The organism is Streptosporangium jomthongense (assembly GCF_042650425.1).
GTDB lineage: Bacteria > Actinomycetota > Actinomycetes > Streptosporangiales > Streptosporangiaceae > Streptosporangium.
This window is the reverse complement of record NZ_JBHSBC010000003.1, coordinates 18398-38494: the sequence shown is the minus strand read 5'-3', so window position 1 is coordinate 38494 and position 20097 is coordinate 18398. Positions and strand designations below refer to the sequence as shown.

At 72.1% G+C, this 20097-nt stretch carries 20 protein-coding genes; 5 read left to right on the top strand and 15 right to left on the bottom strand.

Annotated features, from left to right (window positions below; all coding sequences use genetic code 11):
• Positions 1 to 49 precede the first annotated feature (49 nt).
• The 11 genes from ACFOYY_RS04665 to lanL all read right to left on the bottom strand — a co-directional run bounded on the left by ACFOYY_RS04665 (position 50) and on the right by lanL (position 10398).
• Positions 50 to 2002, bottom strand: a complete 1953-nt coding sequence (locus ACFOYY_RS04665; protein WP_386188122.1) for an ATP-binding cassette domain-containing protein — start codon at positions 2000 to 2002, stop codon at positions 50 to 52.
• On the bottom strand, positions 1984 to 3834 hold the full coding sequence (locus tag ACFOYY_RS04660; RefSeq protein ID WP_386188120.1) for an ABC transporter ATP-binding protein: 1851 nt from the start codon (positions 3832 to 3834) through the stop codon (positions 1984 to 1986). Before ACFOYY_RS04660 ends, ACFOYY_RS04665 begins: the two co-directional genes overlap by 19 nt.
• Positions 3835 to 3997: 163 nt before the next feature.
• The gene (locus ACFOYY_RS04655; RefSeq protein WP_362914890.1) at positions 3998 to 4126 is read right to left on the bottom strand and encodes a hypothetical protein; all 129 of its coding nucleotides are present in this window, start codon (positions 4124 to 4126) and stop codon (positions 3998 to 4000) included.
• Between the two features lie 172 nt (positions 4127 to 4298).
• Positions 4299 to 4439, bottom strand: coding sequence for an ALQxL family class IV lanthipeptide (locus tag ACFOYY_RS04650; RefSeq protein WP_386188116.1), 141 nt, complete (start codon positions 4437 to 4439; stop codon positions 4299 to 4301).
• Positions 4440 to 4590: 151 nt separating this feature from the next.
• Positions 4591 to 4716, bottom strand: coding sequence for an ALQxL family class IV lanthipeptide (locus tag ACFOYY_RS04645; RefSeq protein ID WP_386188114.1), 126 nt, complete (start codon positions 4714 to 4716; stop codon positions 4591 to 4593).
• Between the two features lie 84 nt (positions 4717 to 4800).
• On the bottom strand, positions 4801 to 4923 hold the full coding sequence (locus ACFOYY_RS04640; protein ID WP_352015646.1) for an ALQxL family class IV lanthipeptide: 123 nt from the start codon (positions 4921 to 4923) through the stop codon (positions 4801 to 4803).
• Positions 4924 to 5108: 185 nt separating this feature from the next.
• Positions 5109 to 5228, bottom strand: coding sequence for an ALQxL family class IV lanthipeptide (locus ACFOYY_RS04635; RefSeq protein WP_386188110.1), 120 nt, complete (start codon positions 5226 to 5228; stop codon positions 5109 to 5111).
• 56 nt (positions 5229 to 5284) lie between these two features.
• Positions 5285 to 5407, bottom strand: coding sequence for an ALQxL family class IV lanthipeptide (locus ACFOYY_RS04630; protein WP_386188108.1), 123 nt, complete (start codon positions 5405 to 5407; stop codon positions 5285 to 5287).
• Positions 5408 to 5463: 56 nt separating this feature from the next.
• On the bottom strand, positions 5464 to 5592 hold the full coding sequence (locus ACFOYY_RS04625) for an ALQxL family class IV lanthipeptide (protein ID WP_386188105.1): 129 nt from the start codon (positions 5590 to 5592) through the stop codon (positions 5464 to 5466).
• Positions 5593 to 5737: 145 nt separating this feature from the next.
• A complete protein-coding gene (locus tag ACFOYY_RS04620; RefSeq protein WP_386188102.1) occupies positions 5738 to 7558 on the bottom strand; it encodes an alpha/beta hydrolase family protein in 1821 nt (606 codons plus the stop codon).
• A complete protein-coding gene (gene lanL / locus ACFOYY_RS04615) occupies positions 7555 to 10398 on the bottom strand; it encodes a class IV lanthionine synthetase LanL (protein ID WP_386188475.1) in 2844 nt (947 codons plus the stop codon). Before lanL ends, ACFOYY_RS04620 begins: the two co-directional genes overlap by 4 nt.
• Before the next feature lie 541 nt (positions 10399 to 10939).
• Here lanL and ACFOYY_RS04610 point away from each other — a divergent pair.
• Together ACFOYY_RS04610 and ACFOYY_RS04605 are read left to right on the top strand one after the other, a co-directional pair.
• The gene (locus tag ACFOYY_RS04610) at positions 10940 to 11518 is read left to right on the top strand and encodes a TetR/AcrR family transcriptional regulator (RefSeq protein WP_386188100.1); all 579 of its coding nucleotides are present in this window, start codon (positions 10940 to 10942) and stop codon (positions 11516 to 11518) included.
• 279 nt (positions 11519 to 11797) lie between these two features.
• Positions 11798 to 12886, top strand: a complete 1089-nt coding sequence (locus ACFOYY_RS04605; RefSeq protein ID WP_386188098.1) for a DUF6745 domain-containing protein — start codon at positions 11798 to 11800, stop codon at positions 12884 to 12886.
• Positions 12887 to 13101: 215 nt separating this feature from the next.
• Here the strand turns inward: ACFOYY_RS04605 and ACFOYY_RS04600 are convergent, their stop codons facing one another.
• Complete coding sequence (locus ACFOYY_RS04600; protein WP_386188095.1) at positions 13102 to 13698, bottom strand: HD domain-containing protein; 597 nt, start codon at positions 13696 to 13698, stop codon at positions 13102 to 13104.
• A gap of 41 nt (positions 13699 to 13739) precedes the next feature.
• Positions 13740 to 14447, bottom strand: a complete 708-nt coding sequence (locus tag ACFOYY_RS04595; RefSeq protein ID WP_352015637.1) for a hypothetical protein — start codon at positions 14445 to 14447, stop codon at positions 13740 to 13742.
• A 146-nt stretch (positions 14448 to 14593) separates the two neighbouring features.
• Here ACFOYY_RS04595 and ACFOYY_RS04590 point away from each other — a divergent pair, with 146 nt between their 5' ends.
• Complete coding sequence (locus ACFOYY_RS04590) at positions 14594 to 15715, top strand: sensor histidine kinase (protein WP_386188093.1); 1122 nt, start codon at positions 14594 to 14596, stop codon at positions 15713 to 15715.
• On the top strand, positions 15712 to 16383 hold the full coding sequence (locus ACFOYY_RS04585; protein ID WP_362914873.1) for a response regulator transcription factor: 672 nt from the start codon (positions 15712 to 15714) through the stop codon (positions 16381 to 16383). The genes ACFOYY_RS04590 and ACFOYY_RS04585 overlap by 4 nt, the downstream gene beginning before the upstream one ends.
• A gap of 45 nt (positions 16384 to 16428) precedes the next feature.
• Here ACFOYY_RS04585 and ACFOYY_RS04580 read toward each other — a convergent pair whose 3' ends face one another.
• Positions 16429 to 17301, bottom strand: a complete 873-nt coding sequence (locus ACFOYY_RS04580; RefSeq protein WP_352015634.1) for a sigma-70 family RNA polymerase sigma factor — start codon at positions 17299 to 17301, stop codon at positions 16429 to 16431.
• Between the two features lie 128 nt (positions 17302 to 17429).
• On the opposite strand from ACFOYY_RS04580, the gene ACFOYY_RS04575 reads away from it, so the two are divergent.
• On the top strand, positions 17430 to 17843 hold the full coding sequence (locus tag ACFOYY_RS04575) for a VOC family protein (RefSeq protein WP_352015633.1): 414 nt from the start codon (positions 17430 to 17432) through the stop codon (positions 17841 to 17843).
• A 317-nt stretch (positions 17844 to 18160) separates the two neighbouring features.
• Here the strand turns inward: ACFOYY_RS04575 and ACFOYY_RS04570 are convergent, their stop codons facing one another.
• Entirely contained in the window at positions 18161 to 19933 is a 1773-nt protein-coding gene (locus tag ACFOYY_RS04570) for a serine/threonine-protein kinase (RefSeq protein WP_386188088.1), read from the bottom strand.
• Positions 19934 to 20097 lie beyond the last annotated feature (164 nt).

The following is a 20097-nucleotide window of genomic DNA, read 5'->3' as shown; positions in this document are numbered from 1 at the left end:
GCGGGCACGGCTCCGCCCTGCCGCCGTCGGCGGCGGGCGGAGCGGAAGGTCAGCGGGAGCCCTCAGGCGGCCGGTGCCCCGACGGGTCACCGCCGTGCCAGTGGCCGACCAGGTCGGCGTAGAGGGGCGATCGGGCCGTCAGCTCCCGATGCGATCCGGTGAGCGCGGCGGTGCCGTCCATCAGCAGGACCCGCCCGGCCCGGCCCGCTGAGCTCATGCGGTGCGCGATCACGACGAGCGTGCCCCCGCGGGCGGCGAAGGCCGCCTCGGCGCGCTGTTCGGCGGCCGGGTCGAGATGGCAGGTGGCCTCGTCCAGGACGACGATCCTGGCCGGGGAGGCGTGGACGCGGGCCAGGGCGATGAGCTGCCGTTCTCCGGCGGAGAGCGCGGCGGGTTCCTCGATCGTGGCCCGGAGCCCGCCGAGCCGTTCGACGAGCGCTCCGGCTCCCACGGCCTCGGCCGCGGCCTCCAGCCTCTCGCCGGCGACCCTCGTGCCCTCGGGGCGGAGGTAGGCGAGGTTCTCCGCCACGGTGCCGGTGAAGACGTACGCCTCCTGCGGCACCAGCGCCATCAACGACCGCAGCCGGTGTTCGGGGACCGCCTCGATCGGCAGGCCGCCGAGCAGGATCCGGCCCTCGGTGGGGCGGCGAATCCCGGTCAGCAGCATGGACAGGGTGGATTTGCCGATGCCGCTGGGGCCGACGACGGCCAGGTGCTCGCCCTCGGCGATCGTGAGGTCCAGGTGACGCACCACAGGTGTGGCCTCGGGCGCGTAGGCGAAGCCCACGTTCTCCAGGCGCAGCCCGTGGCCGACCGGCTCCACGTCCGCGACGGCCGCCAGGGCGATGCCGTACGGAGAGGGCGGGACGGGCGCGGGGACGGACGGTCCCGGCTGCGGTGCGGTGCCGTACGGAGCAGGGGGAACAGGTGTGGAGGCGGACGGTTCCGGCGGCGGGGCGATGGTCTCGCCGAGTCTGCGCAGGGTGACGGCGAGGGTCACGCCCCAGCCGCCGACGACGCCGGTGAGGGCGCGCAGCGCCGGGTCGAGGCCGGTGGCCAGGTAGGTCACCGCTCCGACGACCTCTCCCGCGCTCAGGTGGCCGTCCCCGATCAGGGGCCGGGCGGCGATCAGCAGAGCGAACAGCGGCAGGTGTGCGCCGAGCGCGACGACCAGACGGCGGCTCAGGCCGGCCCAGGCCAGGGCGTGGGTGGCCGCCACCTGGGTGTCGACGGCCGCCCGTACGGTCGCGTAGGCCTGCCAGCGCGCTCCGCAGGCGGCGACGTCGCGCAGGCCCGCCAGGATCGGGGTGGCCTGGCCGGTGAGTTCCTCGTCGGCGAGGATGAGCGCGCGCTGGCGGGCCACGAGCACACGGAGCAGCCGAGCGAAGACGACCAGCGCCACGGTGACGGGCACGGCGACGACGGCGGCGAGCAGGGGCGACAGGAGCAGCAGGCCGCCCAGCGCGGCGACGAGCGAGACACCCAGCGCACGGGTGCTCCGCAGCAGCGCGGAGACCAGGTTGCGCACCGTCTCGACCTGCTCGGTGAGGCGGGTCACGGCGGCGGCGTCCGGTGGTCGCGCGCTCTTCGCGGCGCGGGTGACGGCGGCCGTGACGACGGCGGCGACCAGGTCGTCGCGGAGCGGTTCGACCACCGCCGCCAGGGCGGGGAACATCATCCGGACGGCCGCCGCCTGGACGAGCATCGTGAGCCCGAGAAGGCCGAGCCAGGCCAGACCGGTCCCCGGGCTCCCGGCCAGGAAGCCGCGGTCGACGGCGGTGGCGATGAGGAGGCCGGACAGCAGCGTCGGCAGCGCCTCGACGACGGACCAGAGCGCGGCCACCGCCAGGGGACGCGGGCGCGGACGCAGCAGCGACACCAGCAGCCGGAGCCCGCCGTCCCCTGTGAGACGACCGTCGTACGGCGGGGCCTGCGCGGGGGCGGCCCCGGACGGCGGGATGTCCCGCCCGGGCCGTGGGCGGGTCAGGGACGGACCGGGCACGGTTCCTCCTCGTGGAGCGGGTCGCCGCCGGTCGGCTCCCGACCGGCGCCGGACACCGGGACGCCGGACGCCGGAGCGGCGGACGCTGAGGCGCCGGACACCGGGACGCCGGACGCCGGAGCGGCGGACGCTGAGGCGCCGGGCACCGGGGCGGCGGCGGTGAACAGGGCGCGGTAGGCCGGGTCCCGCCACAGCTCCCGGTGGGGACCGCGGGCCCGCACCCGCCCGTCGTCCAGCCACACGACCAGGTCGGCGCGGGCGGCGGTCGTGGCGCGGTGGGCGACGACCAGCCGGGTACGCCCGCGCATCTCCTCCGTCAGGGTCCGGATCACCTGGGCCTCGGTCGCCGTGTCGAGGCTGGAGGTCGCGTCGTCGAGAACGGTCAGGCGGGCTCGTCTGACCAGCGCGCGGGCCAGCCCGAGCCGCTGGAGTTCACCGCCGGACAGCGGGGCCGTGTCGGCGGGCGTGCCGTACCCCTGGGGAAGGCGGCTGACGACGCCGTCGACGTGCGCCGCGCGCGCCGCCTCGCGGACGTCGGAAGCGTCGGCGGGCAGGCCGTAGGCGACGGCCGACAGGAGGTCGCCGCCCAGCAGCACGGGGCGTTCGAAGGCGTAGGCGACGGCGTTCCTGAGCGCGTCGGGGTCGGCCTCCGTGAGGGGCAGGCCGTCGAGCAGCACCTGGCCGTGGTCGGGGTCCATCAACCGTCCCGCCAGCAGGGCGAGGGTGCTCTTGCCCGCGCCGGAACGCCCGACGACGGCGGTCAGCGCCCCGGCGGGGATCTCCAGGTCGACGCCGTCCAGGAGCGGCGGGCCGTCGCCGGCCACCGTGACGGCGCGGAACGAGAGCGCTCCGGCGCCCTCGGGCAGCGGGCGGGAGCCGGGAACCTGGGCGGGCAGGGCGAGCACCTCCCCGACCCTCCGGGCCGCGGAACGGGCGTGGGCGAGATCCATCAGCGAGTCGATCCTCTCGACGACGGCCAGGGCCAGCGCGGTGTAACCGGCCGCGGCCAGCAACCGGCCCGGCTCAAGACGCCCGTCGGCGATGCCGAGACCGGTCACCGCGAGCACCAGCACCTCGACGAGCAGCAGGAACAGCGAGAGCTGCCACACACTGCGGGCCTGGGCGCGCCACAGGGCGTGCCCGCTGGCGGACAGCTCCGCCAGCGGGGCGAGCACCCGGGAGATCTCGCGGTCGGCGGTGCCCGAGGCCCGCACGGTACGGATGCCCGCCAGGGCGTCGGTGAGGCGCGCGGCCAGGCGGCCCTGCGCGTCCTGGTAGCGGTCGTACAACCCCGAGACCCGGGCGACGAACACGCGGATGACGACGATCGCGACGGGCACACCGGCCAGGAAGGTCAGACCGACCCGCCAGTCGATCAGGAACAGCCCGACGGCGCCGCCGATGGAGGTGAGAAGCCCGGTGACCGTGTACAGCAGTGTCAGCGGGACGTATCCGGAGATCGCGGTGTTGCTCACCAGGCGGTTGGCCAGTTCCCCGGTGGGGAACCGGCGCGCCTGGACGGTGTCGAGTCCCAGGACGTGGGCGGTGAGGCGGGAGCGCAGGGCCGACGTGGCGGACGCGGTGGCCGTCACCCCGGCCAGCGCGCCGGTGACCTCGGCGCCCGTGGCGACGGCGATGACGAGGGCGAGCCATGTCACGGCGTCCGCCGTTCCCCGTCCGGTCAGGACCGCGTCGACCGCGGCGGCGAGTGCGGCGGGCAGGGCCAGTGCGGCGGCGGAGGAGGTGAGGACGGACACCGTGGCCACCGCCAGCGGCGCCCACGCGCCACGCGTCAGCGACCAGAGGAGCCGGTCGCCGTGCTTGTGCGTCACTCGCTCTTCCGGCGCGTCCGACGCATGGTCTGACATCGTTGTCCTCTCTCGGTTCTCCGGCGGCGTCACGGCTGGGGAGCCATCCGGCCGGGAAGGGGCNNNCGTCATGGCCGTCCTCCCGGGGAGACGCCGGGCTCCGGCGCCTCCCACGAGGCGGACGTGCTCAGGTGGTGGTCATGCTGCAGGTGCGGCCCTTGCAGGTGATGCCGCAGGTGGGGCCGCTGCACTCCCGCAGCTGGGACTCCTCCGCGGCGGCGGGGAGCAGGTCCAGGGCGACGATGTCGAGTTCCATGACTTCTGCCTTTCTGTGATGGGAGTCGCCGCGGGCGTTGCCGCCTCGCGGGCGATGTTCAGGTGTGCCTCCTGCGGGGCGCGTATCGCCCCGCAGGAGGTCCGGGCCACCGTGGTCGTGACGGCCCCGAGCGGGGCCGTCGTCCCCCGGGACCCTCCCGACGCGGGAGACGTCAGACGGGGTTGGTCCAGTCGCAGGTGGGACCGGTGCAGGTGTGCTCGCAGGACTTGCCGTTACAGGTGACCTGGCACGGGTACAGGGGGCTCTCCTCCTGAGCGGGGAGCAGGTCCAGAGCGGTGATGTCGAGTTCCATGACTTCTTCCTTTCCGTGGTCGGAATCACCGCGGGCGTGGACACGCCCGCGGTGTCCTTCTGGGAGGTGCGGACTCCGGGGACGGTCCGTGACGTTCCTTCGCCTCGGAGATCCGCGATCTCCTCGCGTTCCTCCCGCTGGGGAGGAGGTGTCACCGGTTGGTGCCCTCGCAGCTGAGCTGGCAGTGGTAGGTGTACTCACAGGAGTGGTTGCACGGGTACAGCCGGGACTCCTCCCTCTCGGGGAGCATGTCCAGGGCCGCGACGTCGAGGTCCATCGCCTTCTCCTCCTTTCTCTCCGGTCGCCGTCAAGGTCCGCGGGTGTCCGCCTCTTTCCCGCTCTCTCGGAGCGAGGAGAGACGTCAGCTGCTGGTGACCCGGCAGGTGCCGCCGATGCTGCAGGTCCTGGCGCAGGTCACCGTGCACACGTAGAGGGGGGACTCCTCGGCGGGGAGCAGGTCCAGAGCGGTGATGTCGAGTTCCATGGCTTCTGCCTTTCTTGCTGTTCTCTGGGAGATGTCCGGCGCGAAGGCGCACCTTCTCCGGCGGTGTCGCGTGAACACCACCGCGCCGGAAGGGGCCGCGCCCGGGCCGACGCCCGGGCACGGCACCGTCAGGACTGTCCTCGGAACACACCGGACACCCGGCGGCCACACGAGGACGGACGGCCTCAGGCCGAGGTGATCATGCAGGTGCGGCCGTGACAGGTGATGCTGCAGGTGACCTGGCAGTCCTTCAGCTGGGACTCCTCGGCGGGGAGCAGGTCCAGAGCGGTGATGTCGAGTTCCATGGCGATGCCTCTCTGTTGGTTCGGTGTTTTCGGTACTGATCAGCGTGAAGAAGACGTCACGCGGAGGTGAGAAGAAAGCAGGTGCGGGCGCAGGTGCGCGGGCAGGTCTCCTTGCACGGGTAGAGCGGGGACTCCTCCTGAGCGGGGAGCATGTCCAGGGCCGTGATGTCGAGTTCCACGGTGGTGCCTTTCTGCTGATCCGCTGGTTCTGATACCGATCAGTGCGAGGGAGACGTCACCATTCGGTGATCTGGCAGGTACGGTGGGTGCCGCAGGTACGCGGGTAGCAGGTGACCTGGCACGGGTAGAGCGGGGACTCCTCCTCGGCGGGGAGCAGGTCCAGAGCGGTGATGTCGAGTTCCATCGTTTTCCCTTCTTTGTTGTTGGTCGTCAGGGCCGGCCGCCTTCGATGACGACGGCCCTCCGTACCGGCCGGTCCCGGGTTCCTCCACCGGGCGAGCCCGTGGGAGCCCCCGGGCCGGCCGGGGCTGTGGCCCCGTCCACGACGGTTAGGCGGACGGGGGCGTCCCGGTGCGCAGGAAGCCGACGAGGCCGTCGCGGACGACCTTCCCGTCGCTCTCGGAGAGCGGGTCGTGGCCCGCGCCGGGGATCTCCAGGTAGGCCGGGCCCACACCGTGGTGGCGGCTCCGGAGCAGCCGGTCGCGCAGGCGCCGGGAGTGGGAGACGGGGATGATCGGGTCCCGTTCGCCGTGGACGATGAGCAGGGGCGTTCGCAGGCGGTCGGCCAGCATCAGCAGGTCGCGGGGCCCGAGGTCGTCGTGGATCTCCTCGCGGCCGCCGAGCCGGTCGAGCATCGTACGCACCGTGGGGGGCCCGTCCTCGTACAGTTCCCGCCCGGACAGGAACGGGGCGACGACCGCGGCACGGGCCCACAGCTCCGGCCGCGCGGCGGCGGCCAGCAGCGCCAGGTAGGCCCCGTAGCTGGCGCCGTACAGCGCCGGTCGCTCCAGGAGCGGCCCTCGGGCGGCGCCCAGGGCGCGTCCCAGGTGGAGGACGTCGTCCAGGTCGGGGCCGCCCCACACGCCCTGGATCGCGTCGCGGTGGGCGGCGCCGTATCCGGTGCTGCCGCGCTGGTTGGGGGCGACCACCGCGATCCCCTCGGCGGCCAGGCTCTGGAACAACGGGTCGAAGCCGAGCTGCCAGGCCGCCTCGGGGCCTCCGTGCAGGGCGATCACGACCTGCGCGGCGGTGGCCGGCTCGCCGTACACGACGGCCTCGATGGCTCCGGCGGGGCCGTCATAGGTGTGAACGCGGGCACCGGCCCAGCGGGGCCGGGACGGTTCGGGGACGGACGGGATCCGGTGTGTCCGCCGGGACACGGTGATCGGGCCGGGAGGCCGGTCGGGCGTGGTGTGGATCAGGTGCAGGTGGGTGTCGCCCCAGTGCGCCAGGGGGAACAGCGTCCCGCCCGGCAGGCCGCTCTCCTCCGTGACGTCCCCGACCAGGTCGTGCAGCAGGAGGTGGGAACGGGCGCGGCGGGTGACCGCCAGGGCCAGCCGTCGCCCGTCGGGGGACAGGGCGAGCGGTGTCACGCTTCCCTCGATCGCGTTCAGCCGGTCGGGGAAGACGGTGGGCCTGTCGTCGTGCAGGAGTCGCACGCCGAGCCGGTACGCGCCGTCGCGCCGGGCGGCGGTGAGCAGCGCACCCGTACGGGGCGCGGCCAGCAGCAGGTGCTCGTCACCGGACAGCCCGGTCAGGGGTTCGAGGGCGCCGCGCGCCAGGTCCAGGACCGCCGTGCCCGTTCCCGCCATGGAGCGGACGGCCAGACGTGTGCCGTTCTCGTCGAGCCAGATCCCTCCGCCGACCAGGTCCGGCAGTACGGTGACCAGCTCGGGCGGTTCGGGCCTGCCGGACAGGCGCAGCACCCTGCTCTGCTCGACGCCGGTCGCGAAGGCCACGGCAGCCGTTCCCCCGCCTCGTCCCGCGACGACCCCGAGGCCGTTGCCGAGGACGGTGCCCAGTTCGTGCTCCTCGGGCCGCCCGCCGCCCCGGGAGGGGACGGCGAGCAGGACGCGGTGCACGCCCTCGGTGCCGATGTGGCAGAGCAGGAGGTTCCCGTCGTCGGTGGCCATCGGCACCGTCATCGGCGTCTGCTCGTCGCGGACGCGCAGTTCCCGGGATTCCCGCCCGGTGTCGGTCAGGTCCCACATCTCGGGGGCGAGGCGGCCGTGACCGTGGTCGGCCAGGCAGGCGAGGTACCGGCCGCGCCCGGAGAAGCGGAAGTTGATCCGGCGGACGTCGGGAAGGCGGTCAGCTCCGGTCGCGAGGCCTGCCGCCGTACGGCCGGCGTCCGCCGTGCCGAGTTTCATCGCGCCCGGCCCGTGGCCGCCACGGGCACCGGAACGCCCTTCGGCTCGTCCGCCATCCAGGGGCGTGGCCCGCCGTGGCGCAGTCTCAGCAGGAAGTCCAGCACACCCGCCATGCCGGTGTTCCAGCCGAGGCTCACCTCGTGCCCGCTCTCGTCGGCCACGACCAGCAGCCCGTCGTGGAGCATGGCGCGTGCCCACAGGCACGCGGCCAGTTCCTCGGCCCGCTCGCGGTAGGCGGGCTCGTCGAGCAGGTCGGCCATGTCCAGGAGGAACTGCCCGTCACCGGCCAGCCCGTGGCAGGCGGCCGTACCCATGTGCAGGCGGCCGGAGTGCACGGCCACCGCGGCGGCCTCGGCCGCGTCACGGAAGCGCGGTTCGCCGGTGGCCGCGTACAACCGGACCAGGAACGTTCCCACCCCGGAGGAGCCGCTACACCAGTGGGTTTTGCGGGCCACGCCACCGGGGCTCTCGGCCCACCAGGCGGCGTCGTCCTGGCGGATGGCCGCGGCCAGCAGGGTCTCCCCCGCCGCCACGGCGGTCTCCAGGCAGTCGTCCCGGCCGAGCGCGGTTCCCGCCGCCAGCAGGTAGGCCCCGATCCCGGCCACGCCGTGGCCGAAGCCGTAGTGCAGCACTCCCGCCAGTGCGGAGTCGAAGTCCGGGGGAATGCGCCACAGCACGGCCTCCGGGGTGCGCTGGGCCACCTTCAGCAGGGCGTCGGCGCATCTGTCCGCCTTGTCGCGGAACTCGGTGTCGCCGGTGGCGTGCCAGAAGTGCAGCAGGGCCAGTCCCGTTCCGGCGAGGCCGTGACAGATGTCCGGGTTCGGCCAGTCGTCCGGCAGGCCCCGGGCCATGTCGAGCCCCTGGGACCGCAGGGAGGCGTCGTCGAGCGCGCGGCCCGCCTCGTACAGGCTCCACGCGATGCCCGCCCGGCCGAAGTACAGCCCCGGCGAGGGCCGCGGCTCACCGGCCAGGCGGCGTACGGTCCAGTCCGCCGCCTGCCGCAGCCCCGCCGTCAGGTCCTCGCGCGAGCCCGCCAGGAGGTCACCGCCCGTACCCGGTTCGGAGGACGACGGAAGCTCGGGATCCACCACGGCGGCGAGCAGGGTGAGCACCCCGGCCGAGCCGTACTGCAGGGCGCACGGGTCGGCGGTCGTGCCGAACCCGGTGACGGGCCACAGGGAACCGCGCCGCGTCACACCGCCTCCGGGTCCGGACGGCGATATCGTCCGCAGGACGTGGGCGAGCCCGTCCCCGAGCAGACGATCCTGGTCGGCCACGCTCAGGCGGTAGGCGCCCCCCGCGGAGGGAGCCGGCCCGGCCCCGTCGGCCATCTCGTCCAGGAACGCCCGCACCCGGATCAGGTCCCAGCGCAGGGAGGGCTCCTCCCTCATCAGTCCCAGGATCATCGGCGCCAGCGCGGTCGCCGTCGCGTCGTCGGCGGTCACCACGCTCAGCAGCGTGCGCAGCCGGGACTCCCACGGCCTGACCTCGGGGGACAGGTCCTCGGGAACCGACGGCTGGCAGCCGGTGGCCAGGAAGAACAGGGTCGTTCCCAGCGCGAACAGGTCGACCGTGGCATCGGGCGCGGGGCCGTAGTGGGCGGCCCGCACCTGCTCGGGCGGGGCGTAACCGGGTGTGTAGGCCCGGCCGACCGGCGTGCCGGGCACGGCGGCCATCTCCAGGTCGATCAGCAGGCACTCGTCGTCGGGGAGGACCATGACGTTGTTCGGCGTCAGGTCGCGCAGCACGTATCCCTGTTCGTGGACCGTCGAGACCAGCGCCGTCATCCTCCGCGCCAGGCCGACCACCGTCTTGCGCCACTCCGCGCCGGGCAGGGAAGGGCGCCGCTCGTTGACCCAGGCGCTGAGCGGGGTCCCGGTGAGGTGCTCCTGCGCGAGGAACAGGTTGCCGCCGGTCTCGAACAACGCCACCTCGCGTGCGGTGACCCCCAGCGGCCCGAACAGTTCCAGCATGCGGGCCTCGTGACGCAGCAGATCGCGTTCGTCGCGTCCGTCGATCGAGGCGCCGAGGTACGGGCGGGCCTGCTTGATCACGACCATGCCGCCGTCGGTGCGGTCCTCCGCCAGGAACACCCCGCCCTTGGCGCTGTGCCGGAGGGCCTGGCGCACCACGAACCGGTCCGCCAGCAGGACCGCCTCGGGCGCGGTGGTCCTGACCGTCGCCTGTCCCGACTCGAAGGGGCAGGGCGCCCACGCGGGCGGGGAGTACCAGGCGTTGCGTTCGTCGGTCACCAGGGTGCCGTCGGGGGCGGTCAGCCGGGAGGCGTAGGTGCCGTCGTTGTCGAGCTCGCTGAGGGCGGAGAACACCCCGAAGCGGTAGTGCACCAGGCTGCCGGGCCGGTAGGCGCGGTCGGACAGGATCGGCGGGCCCGGCAGCCCGTACGTGGCGGTGTGCAGTTCCTCGGCGATCGCCACGGCGGCCTCGTCGTCGGGCGGGTAGACCGTGACGAACTTGCCCATCGACCCGCGGTTCTGGTCACGGGAGACGAGTCCGCTCAGTTCCGTGAGCGTGGCGGCGAACTTGAACGAGCAGCGGTGACGGGCCAGCACCTCCACCACCCGCGCCAGCACCAGCGGCGCCGACAGCGGCGTCGCCGAGACGTGGAGTTTCCAGCCCTGCGGGCGGGTCGCCGCGCTCTGCGGTGTCACGTAGGTCCAGGGCTCGCCCTGCTGGATCTCCCAGCCCGGGACGACCCCTCCCTCCGCCCGTGGTTCCGCCTCGCCCGGTCCGCTCACGGCCCTCGCCAGCGTCGCCGTGGCGACGTCCCGCAGGACGTGACGATCCTCATCGAACCGGTTTCCCCCGTTGACAGCCTGCATGTCCACGTTTCCCCATCGTCTTCACTCGATCTCGATCCGCGTCGTCCACGACGGACGCGAACGGCTCACCGTCCGGGTTCGGCTCCGGGTGAGCGGCGTCGGCACCGGTCCGCTCACCGGTCTGTCGAGACCACCGTTTGAGCAGGCCGGCCCCCGGCCGAGGCCGTCGTGGGATCCGCCGGCACCACCCCTGCCGGCCGGCCCCCCGATGCCGAACTTGACATCGACAAGATACGACGCGGATTCAATCTTGGCAACGGCAAGATTGAGGTGGGTCATTCCGGGGCCGATGTCCGCCCGGCCCCGAGCCCGTACGGCGAGCCGTCCGGCACGGCGGGCCACGCGGCCCTCGTCCCGGTTCTTCTCCTGCCGCCGAAGGGAGCCGAACGGGACCGGCGAAGCCGTGATCCCGGAGGCGGCCCGCGTCGTGGGGTTCCCGCGAGAACCGGGGCCCGGGGCGGCCGCCCGGCCGATGATTGAGCAGGTCCGCAGCCCTGAGGGGGCATTACGGCGTTCAGGCGGCCCCGGTAGGCTGATCGCCGTGAGTAAGCAGTCCTATCATCACGGGGACCTGCGGCGGGCCCTGCTGGACGCCGCGCTGGAGGCCGTCACGAAGGACGGGCCGGTCGCGCTGAGCCTTCGCGAGATCGCCCGCCGGGCGGACGTCTCCCACGCCGCTCCCACTCACCATTTCCGCAACAAGGCCGGCCTGCTCACCGCGATCGCAGTCGAGGGTTACCACCTGCTGGCCGACGAGCTGGAACGGGTCCGGGCCACCGGCGGACTCGTCGAGCAGGGCGTCGCCTACGTCCTCTTCGCTACCGCCCACCCCGCCCACTTCGCGGTCATGCGCGTCCCCGACCTGCTCAACAGCCGTGACCCCGACTTCGTGGCCGCCCGCGACCGGGCCTGGCACCAGTGGCTGAGCGGCACCACCATGCCGGACGGCTCGACCGACTGGACCGCCGCCGTCGCCACATGGGCGATGATGCACGGCCTGGCCAGCCTGCTCGTCGAGGGGAACGTGCAGCCCGAGCCCGACGGTGACGTCGAGACACTGGCCCGTGCCGTCGGCCGCCACCTCGCCCCTCTGAAACCGCGGGCACCACACCGCGACTGAGATCCGGCGCCCTGACCGGCGACTTCCTTGACGCCAGCGAATTCCAAGTGGCTCACAAGAATGTCCTCCAGCGAATTCCAAGTGGCTCGCAAGAATGTTCGGTGAACCTGGCGGCATCGGAACAACGCAGGTTTCCCCTCCGGACCGAGCCGCTCGAAGAAGAGCGCCGGCACGCTTCGTGTTTCGCCCGGCTCCTTCGACCCGGCGAACGCGTCCGGAGGCGGCCGACGAGAAGTCCGGACCGGCGGTGTCACCGATCGTCCTGAGCGACTCTCCGAGATGGATGACCGACTGCAGATGAGCGGCACACCCCTGCCCCCCTTCGAGGGCGTCCTCACCGCCGAGCACGAGACCCTCGTCGCCGACATCCGTGACCAGTGGATGCGCGACGGCCTGTCCACCCGCCCCGTCGACAGGGGCGAGGCGGAGCGGGCGGTGCGCGAGATGTACGCGCTGGTCGGCCTGGAGCCGCCCCTTCTCAAGGTGTGGGTGGACTCGCCACCCGGTTGTTTCCCGATGGTCTCCGCCCTTGGCGGCTCCATCGTCCGCTGTGGGCACTTCGAGAACCGGCTCAAGGAGTGCCTGGAGGGCCGGCTCAGGGACCGGCTCGGGCAGCGGCTCTTGGACCGGCTCCGATGTCAGCTCCGCGCCCGGCTCTGGGAGCCGCTGTGGGGGCAGCTCCGCGCCCAGTTACGGGGGCAGCTCCTGAGCCAGTTGGGTGACCGGGCCGGATCCGATCCGTCCAGGTACGTGTGGGGGGCCAAGGACATCTGGAGGGACGCCTACTGGATCGCGTTCTACACCTCCGCCCTGCGTGTGGCCGGGGCGGGATCCGACGAACGCCTGGACGCGCTGGCGGAGGTGACCCGCAGGCTCGGCTGGTGGATCCCCCTGGCCGGCGCGGTCGTCATGTCCGGACGTCCCGTCGCGATCCGGCGTGACGGCGACCTGCGGCTCCACTGCGAGAACGGGCCCGCGCTCTCCTGGCCCGACGGGCACACGCTCTACGCCTGGCACGGCACCCGCGTTCCGAAGTGGGTGATCGAGGCCCCGAACTGCGAGGCCATCGCGGCGGAGAAGGACGCCGAGGTCCGCAGGTGCGCCATCGAGTCCCTCGGCTGGGACCGCTACGTCGCCGAGACCGGACTGCCGCTGGTCGCCTCGGCGGAGGACCCCCGCGACCCGGCCCTGACCCTCGCCCTGTACGAGGTGCCCGAGGAGGTTCTGGGGGAGCCCGCCCGGGTCCTGCTGCGCGTCGGCGACCCCACAGGCCCCGGCGGGTCACGCGGGAGGGCCGGGCTGGTCGTCCCCGTGGAGACGGCCACCCCGCTGGAGGCCTCCGAGTGGGATCACCTCCGGCTCTCCTGACGGGACCACGACCTCGTCAGACGGGAGAGGCCGCCCTGCCGTACGCCCGCCCTCCTAGGACCTGTTTTGTGGATCTTCGCCGTGGCGAGGATCGTCCAGGTGGATGCCCCGCAAGGCGGAGGAGGAGCTCATAACGGAGTTATGGGCGACGACGACAACGCGGCGGGGGGCCGCCTGGACGACCGCAGTAGGCGTAAAGATCCACAAAACAGGTCCTAGACCACGGCGCACCCGTAGGCCGTGGTGAAAGGCGTGAGATCGGGAACGCCGAAGGTTTCACACATCGCCTTGAACGCGACGACCTTGTCCTCGCCGAAGCGCCGGACCCGGGTGGCGTAGGACGCGGCGGAGACGAATGTGGGCGGGGTGGACTTGCTGTGGAACTTGTCGGCGTACATCACCAGTCTCTCCTCACCCGACTCGGCGACATAGTCGGCGACGGGGATGGGAAGCCCCTGGTTCCGCACGTCGTCCCGGCTGATCCCCACTCCGGTGTGGCAGGAGCAGAAGCGGCAGATCTCCTCAGGGAATCCCTCCTCACGGAGGAGTTCGTGACCGAGCACGCCATGCCGTACGTAACGTGTGTGATCGAGTTCTCCGTCGGCGCCGTAAAGCCGGTAGACCCCGATGTCGTGAAGCAGGCTTCCCGCCCGCACAAGGTCCCTGTCGAGGTCGGATCCGGTACGCGCGAGAATCTGCTCGGCGATGCCGCACACGATTTCGCAGTGGGTGAAGACGAGCTCGAACGCCTCCCGCGTGGGCGCGTACTTCTCGTGGAGCGCGCGAATCTGTTCGTCTCCAGGAATCCGCATTCCGGGAGTCTAACAACGGGTGAGAACGGCGTTCGAGTGGCTCAGCCGAGGGTGCTCGCGTAGGCGAGCAGGCCGACGACCGCCGTGCCGAGCAGGGTGAGCAGGACGGAGCGGCGGCTCGGCCTCGGCCCCTCACGCACGAGCCTGAACCCCAGCGGCAGGAACGCCACGCACAACCCCAGGGTCCCGGCGATCGTGAACGCGTCCGTCCCCTTGAGCACGCCGAGCGGCACCGTCCCCATCGAGGCGAGCGCGATCGAGCCGGTCAGGCCGAGGACCCGGCTGCGGTAGGCGCCGAAGGCCAGGACGTACCAGCCGAACATGATCGTGAACGACAGGTAGCTGAACAGATGGGTGTCCTGGTAGGAGTCCTGGACGAAGGCCGTCGCGGAGTCCAGGCCGCGCCGCAGCACCAGCCGGAACGCGGTCTGGTTGATTCCGGCGTGGAAGGTGCGCTCGAACAGCCCGAAGATGACGAACGCCCCACCCCACGCGGCCCACATGGGATGGGTCCGCCCGATCCCGCGGGCCAGCGTGACGACGGCGGGCCACATCAGCACGTTGCCCGCCAGGAACGCGGTGTAGCCGCCGATCACCAGGCCGGGAGCCCGCTGTACGGCCGCCAGCTGCTCGGTGAAGGAGAAGGGGAACGGCACCCGCGTCAACGCCCCCGCCAGCAGGAGCAGGGGTCCGACGATCATGGAGACCGCGCTGATCCGGCGGCCGGGGAAGCTGTGGTCGGTTGGCATGGCCCGACGATCGCACCGCGTCCACCCGGGGCGGATCAGCCCTCCGTGGACACTTCCCGGTCAGCCCCAGGGCTGTCGTTCATCCCCAGGGATGATCCTCCCTGGGTGGATGTGTCCTGGTTCGGCGGCGCGTTACCGTACCGGTCATGCCCGCAGAGAAGCCCACCCGCCGTCAGGTCGCCGCCGATGTCATGACGGCCGTCGCGCTCCTGACCGTGGACATCGGTCTCGCGGGCAACCTGCTCATGGACCAGACCGGGTCCCCGTGGCGGCTCCCGGTCTCACTGGCCGTCGCCGCCGCGATCACCGTACCGCTCGCGCTCAGGCGGTACCGGCCGTTCGGGGCGTTCGTCGTAATCATGGCGCTTTCGGCCCCCGCCGCCGCGCTCGGCCTGCTGTGGGACCCGTTCGTCGCCACGGCCTGCGCTCTGTACACGCTGACACTCGGCGCCCGCAGGGAACTCGCGGCACGGGCCATGGCCTGCGCCGCCGCCGCGACGGTGGTCGCCGCCGCCGTCGGTGACCTGCCGCTCCCCGGCGGCGCGTGGTGGTACGTCCTGGCCCTGCCGCTGCTCGGGGGTGCCTGGCGGTGGGCGCTCAACGTGCGTGAACGCCGTGACCAGGAGGCACGCCTGGAACGGCAGCGTGAGCACCAGGTGCTGGTCGACGAGCGGCTGCGGATCGCCCGTGAGCTGCACGACGTGATGACCCACGGGATGGGGCTGATCGCGGTCAAGGCGAGCGTCGCCAACCACCTGGCGCGGAACCGGCCGGAGGAGGCCCTCGACGCGCTGCGGGTCATCGAGGCGACGAGCAGGCAGGCGCTCACCGAGACGCGCAGGCTGCTCGGGGTGCTCCGGGAGGACACCGGACCGGCCCCCGTGCCGACCCTCGGCGGCCTCACCGAACTCGCCGAGCGGGCCGCCATGGCCGGGGTGGACGTCGAACTGTCGGTCGAGGGCGGGGACGACCTCCCGGAACCCGTCGAGCTCGCCGCCTACCGGATCGTCCAGGAGGCCGTGACGAACGTCGTCAAGCACGCGGCCCCTGCCCGCTGCCGGGTGAACGTCCTGGCCGGGCAGGGGGTCGTGACGATCGAGGTGACCGACGACGGCCACGGCGCCCCGCCTCCCGCGACCTCCCCGGGACACGGCATCATCGGCATGCGGGAGCGGGTCACGATGTACGGCGGGCGGTTCGCCGCGGGGCCGCTGCCGGATGGGGGATTCCAGGTGAACGCGACCCTGCGCTACGAAGAGGCGCTGTGACCGAGCCGATCCGGGTGCTCGTCGCCGACGACCAGGCCCTGCTGCGGGGCAGTTTCCGGGCGCTGATCGAGAACGAGCCCGAGATGACCGTCGTCGCGGAGGCGGGCACCGGCGCGGAGGCCGTCGAACTCGCCCTCGCCCACCTGCCCGACATCGTGCTCATGGACGTGCGCATGCCGACGATGGACGGCATCGAGGCCACCAGGCGGATCTGCGGGACGCCGGAGACCCAGGGGGTGCGGGTCCTGATCCTGACCATGTTCGACCTGGACTCCCACGTGTACGCCGCGCTGCGCGCCGGGGCGGGCGGGTTCCTGCTCAAGGACACCCGGCCCGCGGAACTGTGCGACGCGATCCGCCTCGTCGCCCGGGGAGAGGGGCTCCTCGCCCCGACCGTCACCCGCCGGTTGATCGCCGAGTTCGCCCGCTCCCCCGAACGGCCCCCGGTGCTGACCCGCGAACTCCAGCTCCTGACCGAAAGGGAGCGGGAGGTCCTGACCCTGGTGGCGCGCGGCCTGTCCAACACCGAACTCGCCGAGCGGCTACAGCTGTCACCGGCCACGGTGAAGACCTACATCGGACGGCTGCTGGCGAAACTCCACGCCCGAGACAGAGCCCAACTCGTGATCATCGCCTACGAGTCGGGCCTGATCAGCCCGAACCGCTGACCCCCCTCCCCGAAAACGGCGTTCCGCGCCCTGACCCGACGCCGGTCAACGCCGCTCCTCGTCACCGGCCAGGAGATGGACGATGTCGAGGTCGCGGAGCCGGTCCGGATCGGTTTCGACGGCGATGCGGGTGATCTTCCCGTCGTGGACGGTGAACGTGATGACGGCCTTCGGCCGGCCCCGGTGTGACCAGACGGCCGCCGGGACGCCGTCGACCAGGGCGAGCCTGGCGGCCTGGGCCCGTCCGGCGAAGAACGCCGCCACCGCTTCGGCGCCGCGGATCTCTATGGCCACGGCCTCCGGATCGAGCAACTCGACCAGGGCGGTGAAGTCCCCTCCTCTGGCCGCGGCGAGGAACGCCTCGACGATCTCCCGCTTCGCCGATCGCGCGGCGTCGGAGGCGTCGGCCGTTCCCCGCACCTGGCGCCGGGCCCGGCTCGCGAGTTGCCGGGCCGCCGCCGGGGAGCGGTCGAGGATGGCGCCGATCTCGGTGAACGACACAGCGAAGACGTCGTGCAGGACGAACGCGAGCCGCTCGGCGGGAGTCAGCGTGTCCAGCACCACCATCAGCGCGACACCGACCGAATCGGCCAGAAGCGTCTCCTCCTCGGGGGTGGCCTGGCCGACCGGGTGGGTGCTCGGTCGCGGTTCGGCCGGTTCTGGCGGCAGCGCCCCGGCCGACTCCTCACGCCGGGCCCGGCGCGTCTCCAGCATGTTCAGGCAGACCCGGGCGACGACGGTGGTCAGCCAACCGGCCGGGTTCTCCACCTGGCCGGTTTCGGCGCGGCCGACCCGCAGCCAGGCCTCCTGCACCGCGTCCTCGGCCTCGGTCGAGGAGCCGAGCATCCGATAGGCCACCGCGTACAGGCGGTTCTGGTGCTCGGCGAACCGCTCGCTCAGCCAGTCCTGCTCAGCCATCTGTCACATTCCTCCGTCCGTGCCTGTCATACCAATTGACCGGCGAACGCACGCCGATGTGACATCCGGGCCCCGGCCCGGATGTCCGGCCCGCCGGCGCACACCACCCCACGCACAGGGAGCAAGGCATGAAAGCGCACGTCAGCTCGATCCTTCTCGGAGTCCGGGACATGGACCGGGCCAAGCGGTTCTACACGGAGGGACTCGGCTGGAAGATCAAGAACGACTACGGCATCTCGGTGTTCTTCGAGTCGGACGGCGCCTCGCCCGTCGGTTTCTACGGTCGTGAGGGCCTGGCCGACCAGGTGGGCACAAGCCCTGAGGGCAGCGGCTTCAGCGGACTGGTCCTGACCTACGTCGTCCGTGGTGAGGCGCGGGTCGACGAGATCATGGCGGAGGCCGAGAAGGCCGGCGCCACAGTCCTCAAGCCCGCCGGTGCCCTGCCGTGGGGCGGGTACGGCGGCACCTTCGCCGACCCGGACGGCTACGTCTGGAGTCTCGGCTACAGCCCCCGGGGAACGGACCAGCCCTACGCGGAGTGACCGCGACCTTCTGCGCCAAGCCCGGGACGGCGGACCACGCGCCGCCGTCCCGGACGGCTGCACCCCGGCGCGGGGCGTGTCGCGATCCCAGCGAAGAGAAACGACGCCTCCGGCAACGCGGAGGTCTGACCTGCCCCGAAAGGGGAGAGCACATGTCGAAACACCTGAAGACTGGCCTGTGCGGGTTCATAGCCCTTCAGTTCATGCTGGGCGCCGTGACCAAGTACTGGCCGGGAGACACGATGCACAACGCGTGATCATCGCCTACGAGCCAGGCCTGATCAGCCCGAACCGCTGAGAACACCCAGACCCCGAGGTCACTCGGCGGAGCGCCAGTCGCTGTAGGTGGTGGTGAAGTCGGCCCGGTAGATGCCGGCGCTTCCGGTGGGGAAGCTCCAGACGAGGTGGAACGCCTTCGGCCTGTCGTGCGTGTCAGTGGTCAGCAGGTAAGTGAGGTACGAACGAGAACCCTCCTTCATGACGTCCCCACCCATCCACGAGTCGAGAAGCTCCCGCAGGAGCCCGTTCGTCTTGTCGACGGCCAGGGTTCCCGAGTAGGTGTGTCCTTTGCGCTCCATCCGGGTGGAGTTGGCCACCACCTCACCGATGACGGACGGCCCGGCTGTTCCCGCGACCATGAGCACGGCCCACTCGGCGGTGCCCGCCTTCAGGCTCAACAGGTTCTTCTTACCGGGATAGAGGACACCGTCACGGACGACGACGTGACGATCATCGAACTCGTCGCCCCCGATCCTGATGTCGAAATCGTCACGGCCGGCGTGAGCGGTACGGTTCACCACCCTGCCGGTCACCGTCGCGACGGCGGAACTCTGGGTGAAACCGCCCTCGTAGGAGAAACTCGCCGAAGGGGTCATGGTCAGCGCCAGGTCGAGGGCGGCGGCAAGGTCGGCGGTCGTCTCCGGGGCTTCCGGCCGTATCTGAGTGGCCGGGGTCGTCGAAGGTGGCGGGGGCGTCGAGAGAGTCGTCGAGGCGGGCACGGTCGACGGGCTGGACGGTGGGGTGGACACCGGGGCGGACGGTGGGGTCGACCGTGGCGTGGACGAGGGCGCGGCGAACAGGCCGGCCCCGTCCGGCAGGGACCAGAGGACCGCCCCCACCACCCCCACGACGGCGACGGCCACGGTACCGGCCAGCACGCCCCGGCGACGGCCGCCCTTCCGCGTCTCCCGCCTGCCCTGCTCCCCCTGCTTGTCCGGGCTGTCCTGCTCTTCCTGCCCGGCTTGCTCCTCCTCTTCCTCCTTCCGCCAGGAGACATCCTCGACGGGAGGCTCCCAGGTGTGGTCGAGCCGTGTCGTCAGTTCGTCGGTCCCGTCGATCCGCCACGCCTGCGACGCCTCCGCCAGGATCTCCCGCGCGGAGGGCCGCGACGCCGGGTCCTTGGCCAGTGCTCTGCCGACCAGCTCGCGCAGGGGTTCGGGGACTTCGGAGGTGTCCACCGGGTCGTTGAGGACCCTGAGCGCGAGGACCTCGGGACGGGCCGTGCCGTAGGGCGGTCTGCCGGTCGCCGCGTACACGGCGAGCAGTCCCCAGCCGTAGACGTCGGCGGCCGGTCCTGCCGACGTGCTGCGGTACTCCTCCGGGCTCAACCAGCCGGGGGTGCCGACCAGAGCCCCGGTGCGGGTCACGGACGTCCCGTCGAGGGCCCGCGCGATCCCGAAGTCCACGAGCTTGGGGCCGTTCGGCGCGAGGATCACGTTGGAGGGCTTGATGTCACGGTGCACGACGTCCACGGCGTGGACCGCGACCAGCGCCTCGGCCAGCCCCACCACGAGGCCGAACCACTGATCCCCCGTCAGGGGGCCGTCGGCCCGGACGTGGTCGCCCAGCGTCCGCCCCGGCACGTACTCGGCGGCCAGCCAGGGGCGTGCCGCGTCCGCGTCGGATTCGAGGATCCGCGCGGTGCACAGGCCCCGTACCCGGGTGAGGACGGAGATCTCCCGCGCGAACCTCATCCGGAACTCCGGGTCTCCGGCGAGGGAGTCGTGGACGAGCTTGACCGCGACACGAGCACCGTCCGGGGCAAGACCGGCGTACACGACCCCCATGCCGCCCGCTCCCAATCTGCCCATGATGTGGTACGGACCGATTCGCCGAGGATCAGTGCCATCGATCGGGATCACTGAGAGTTTGTATCTCATTCCCGTCGTCGTGTGAACGAGCTGGCGGTCATCAGTGTGAAATCCGGCGCTTCCCTTGATAACGCCCCTGCCACAATGGTGGTGAATCGTGACCT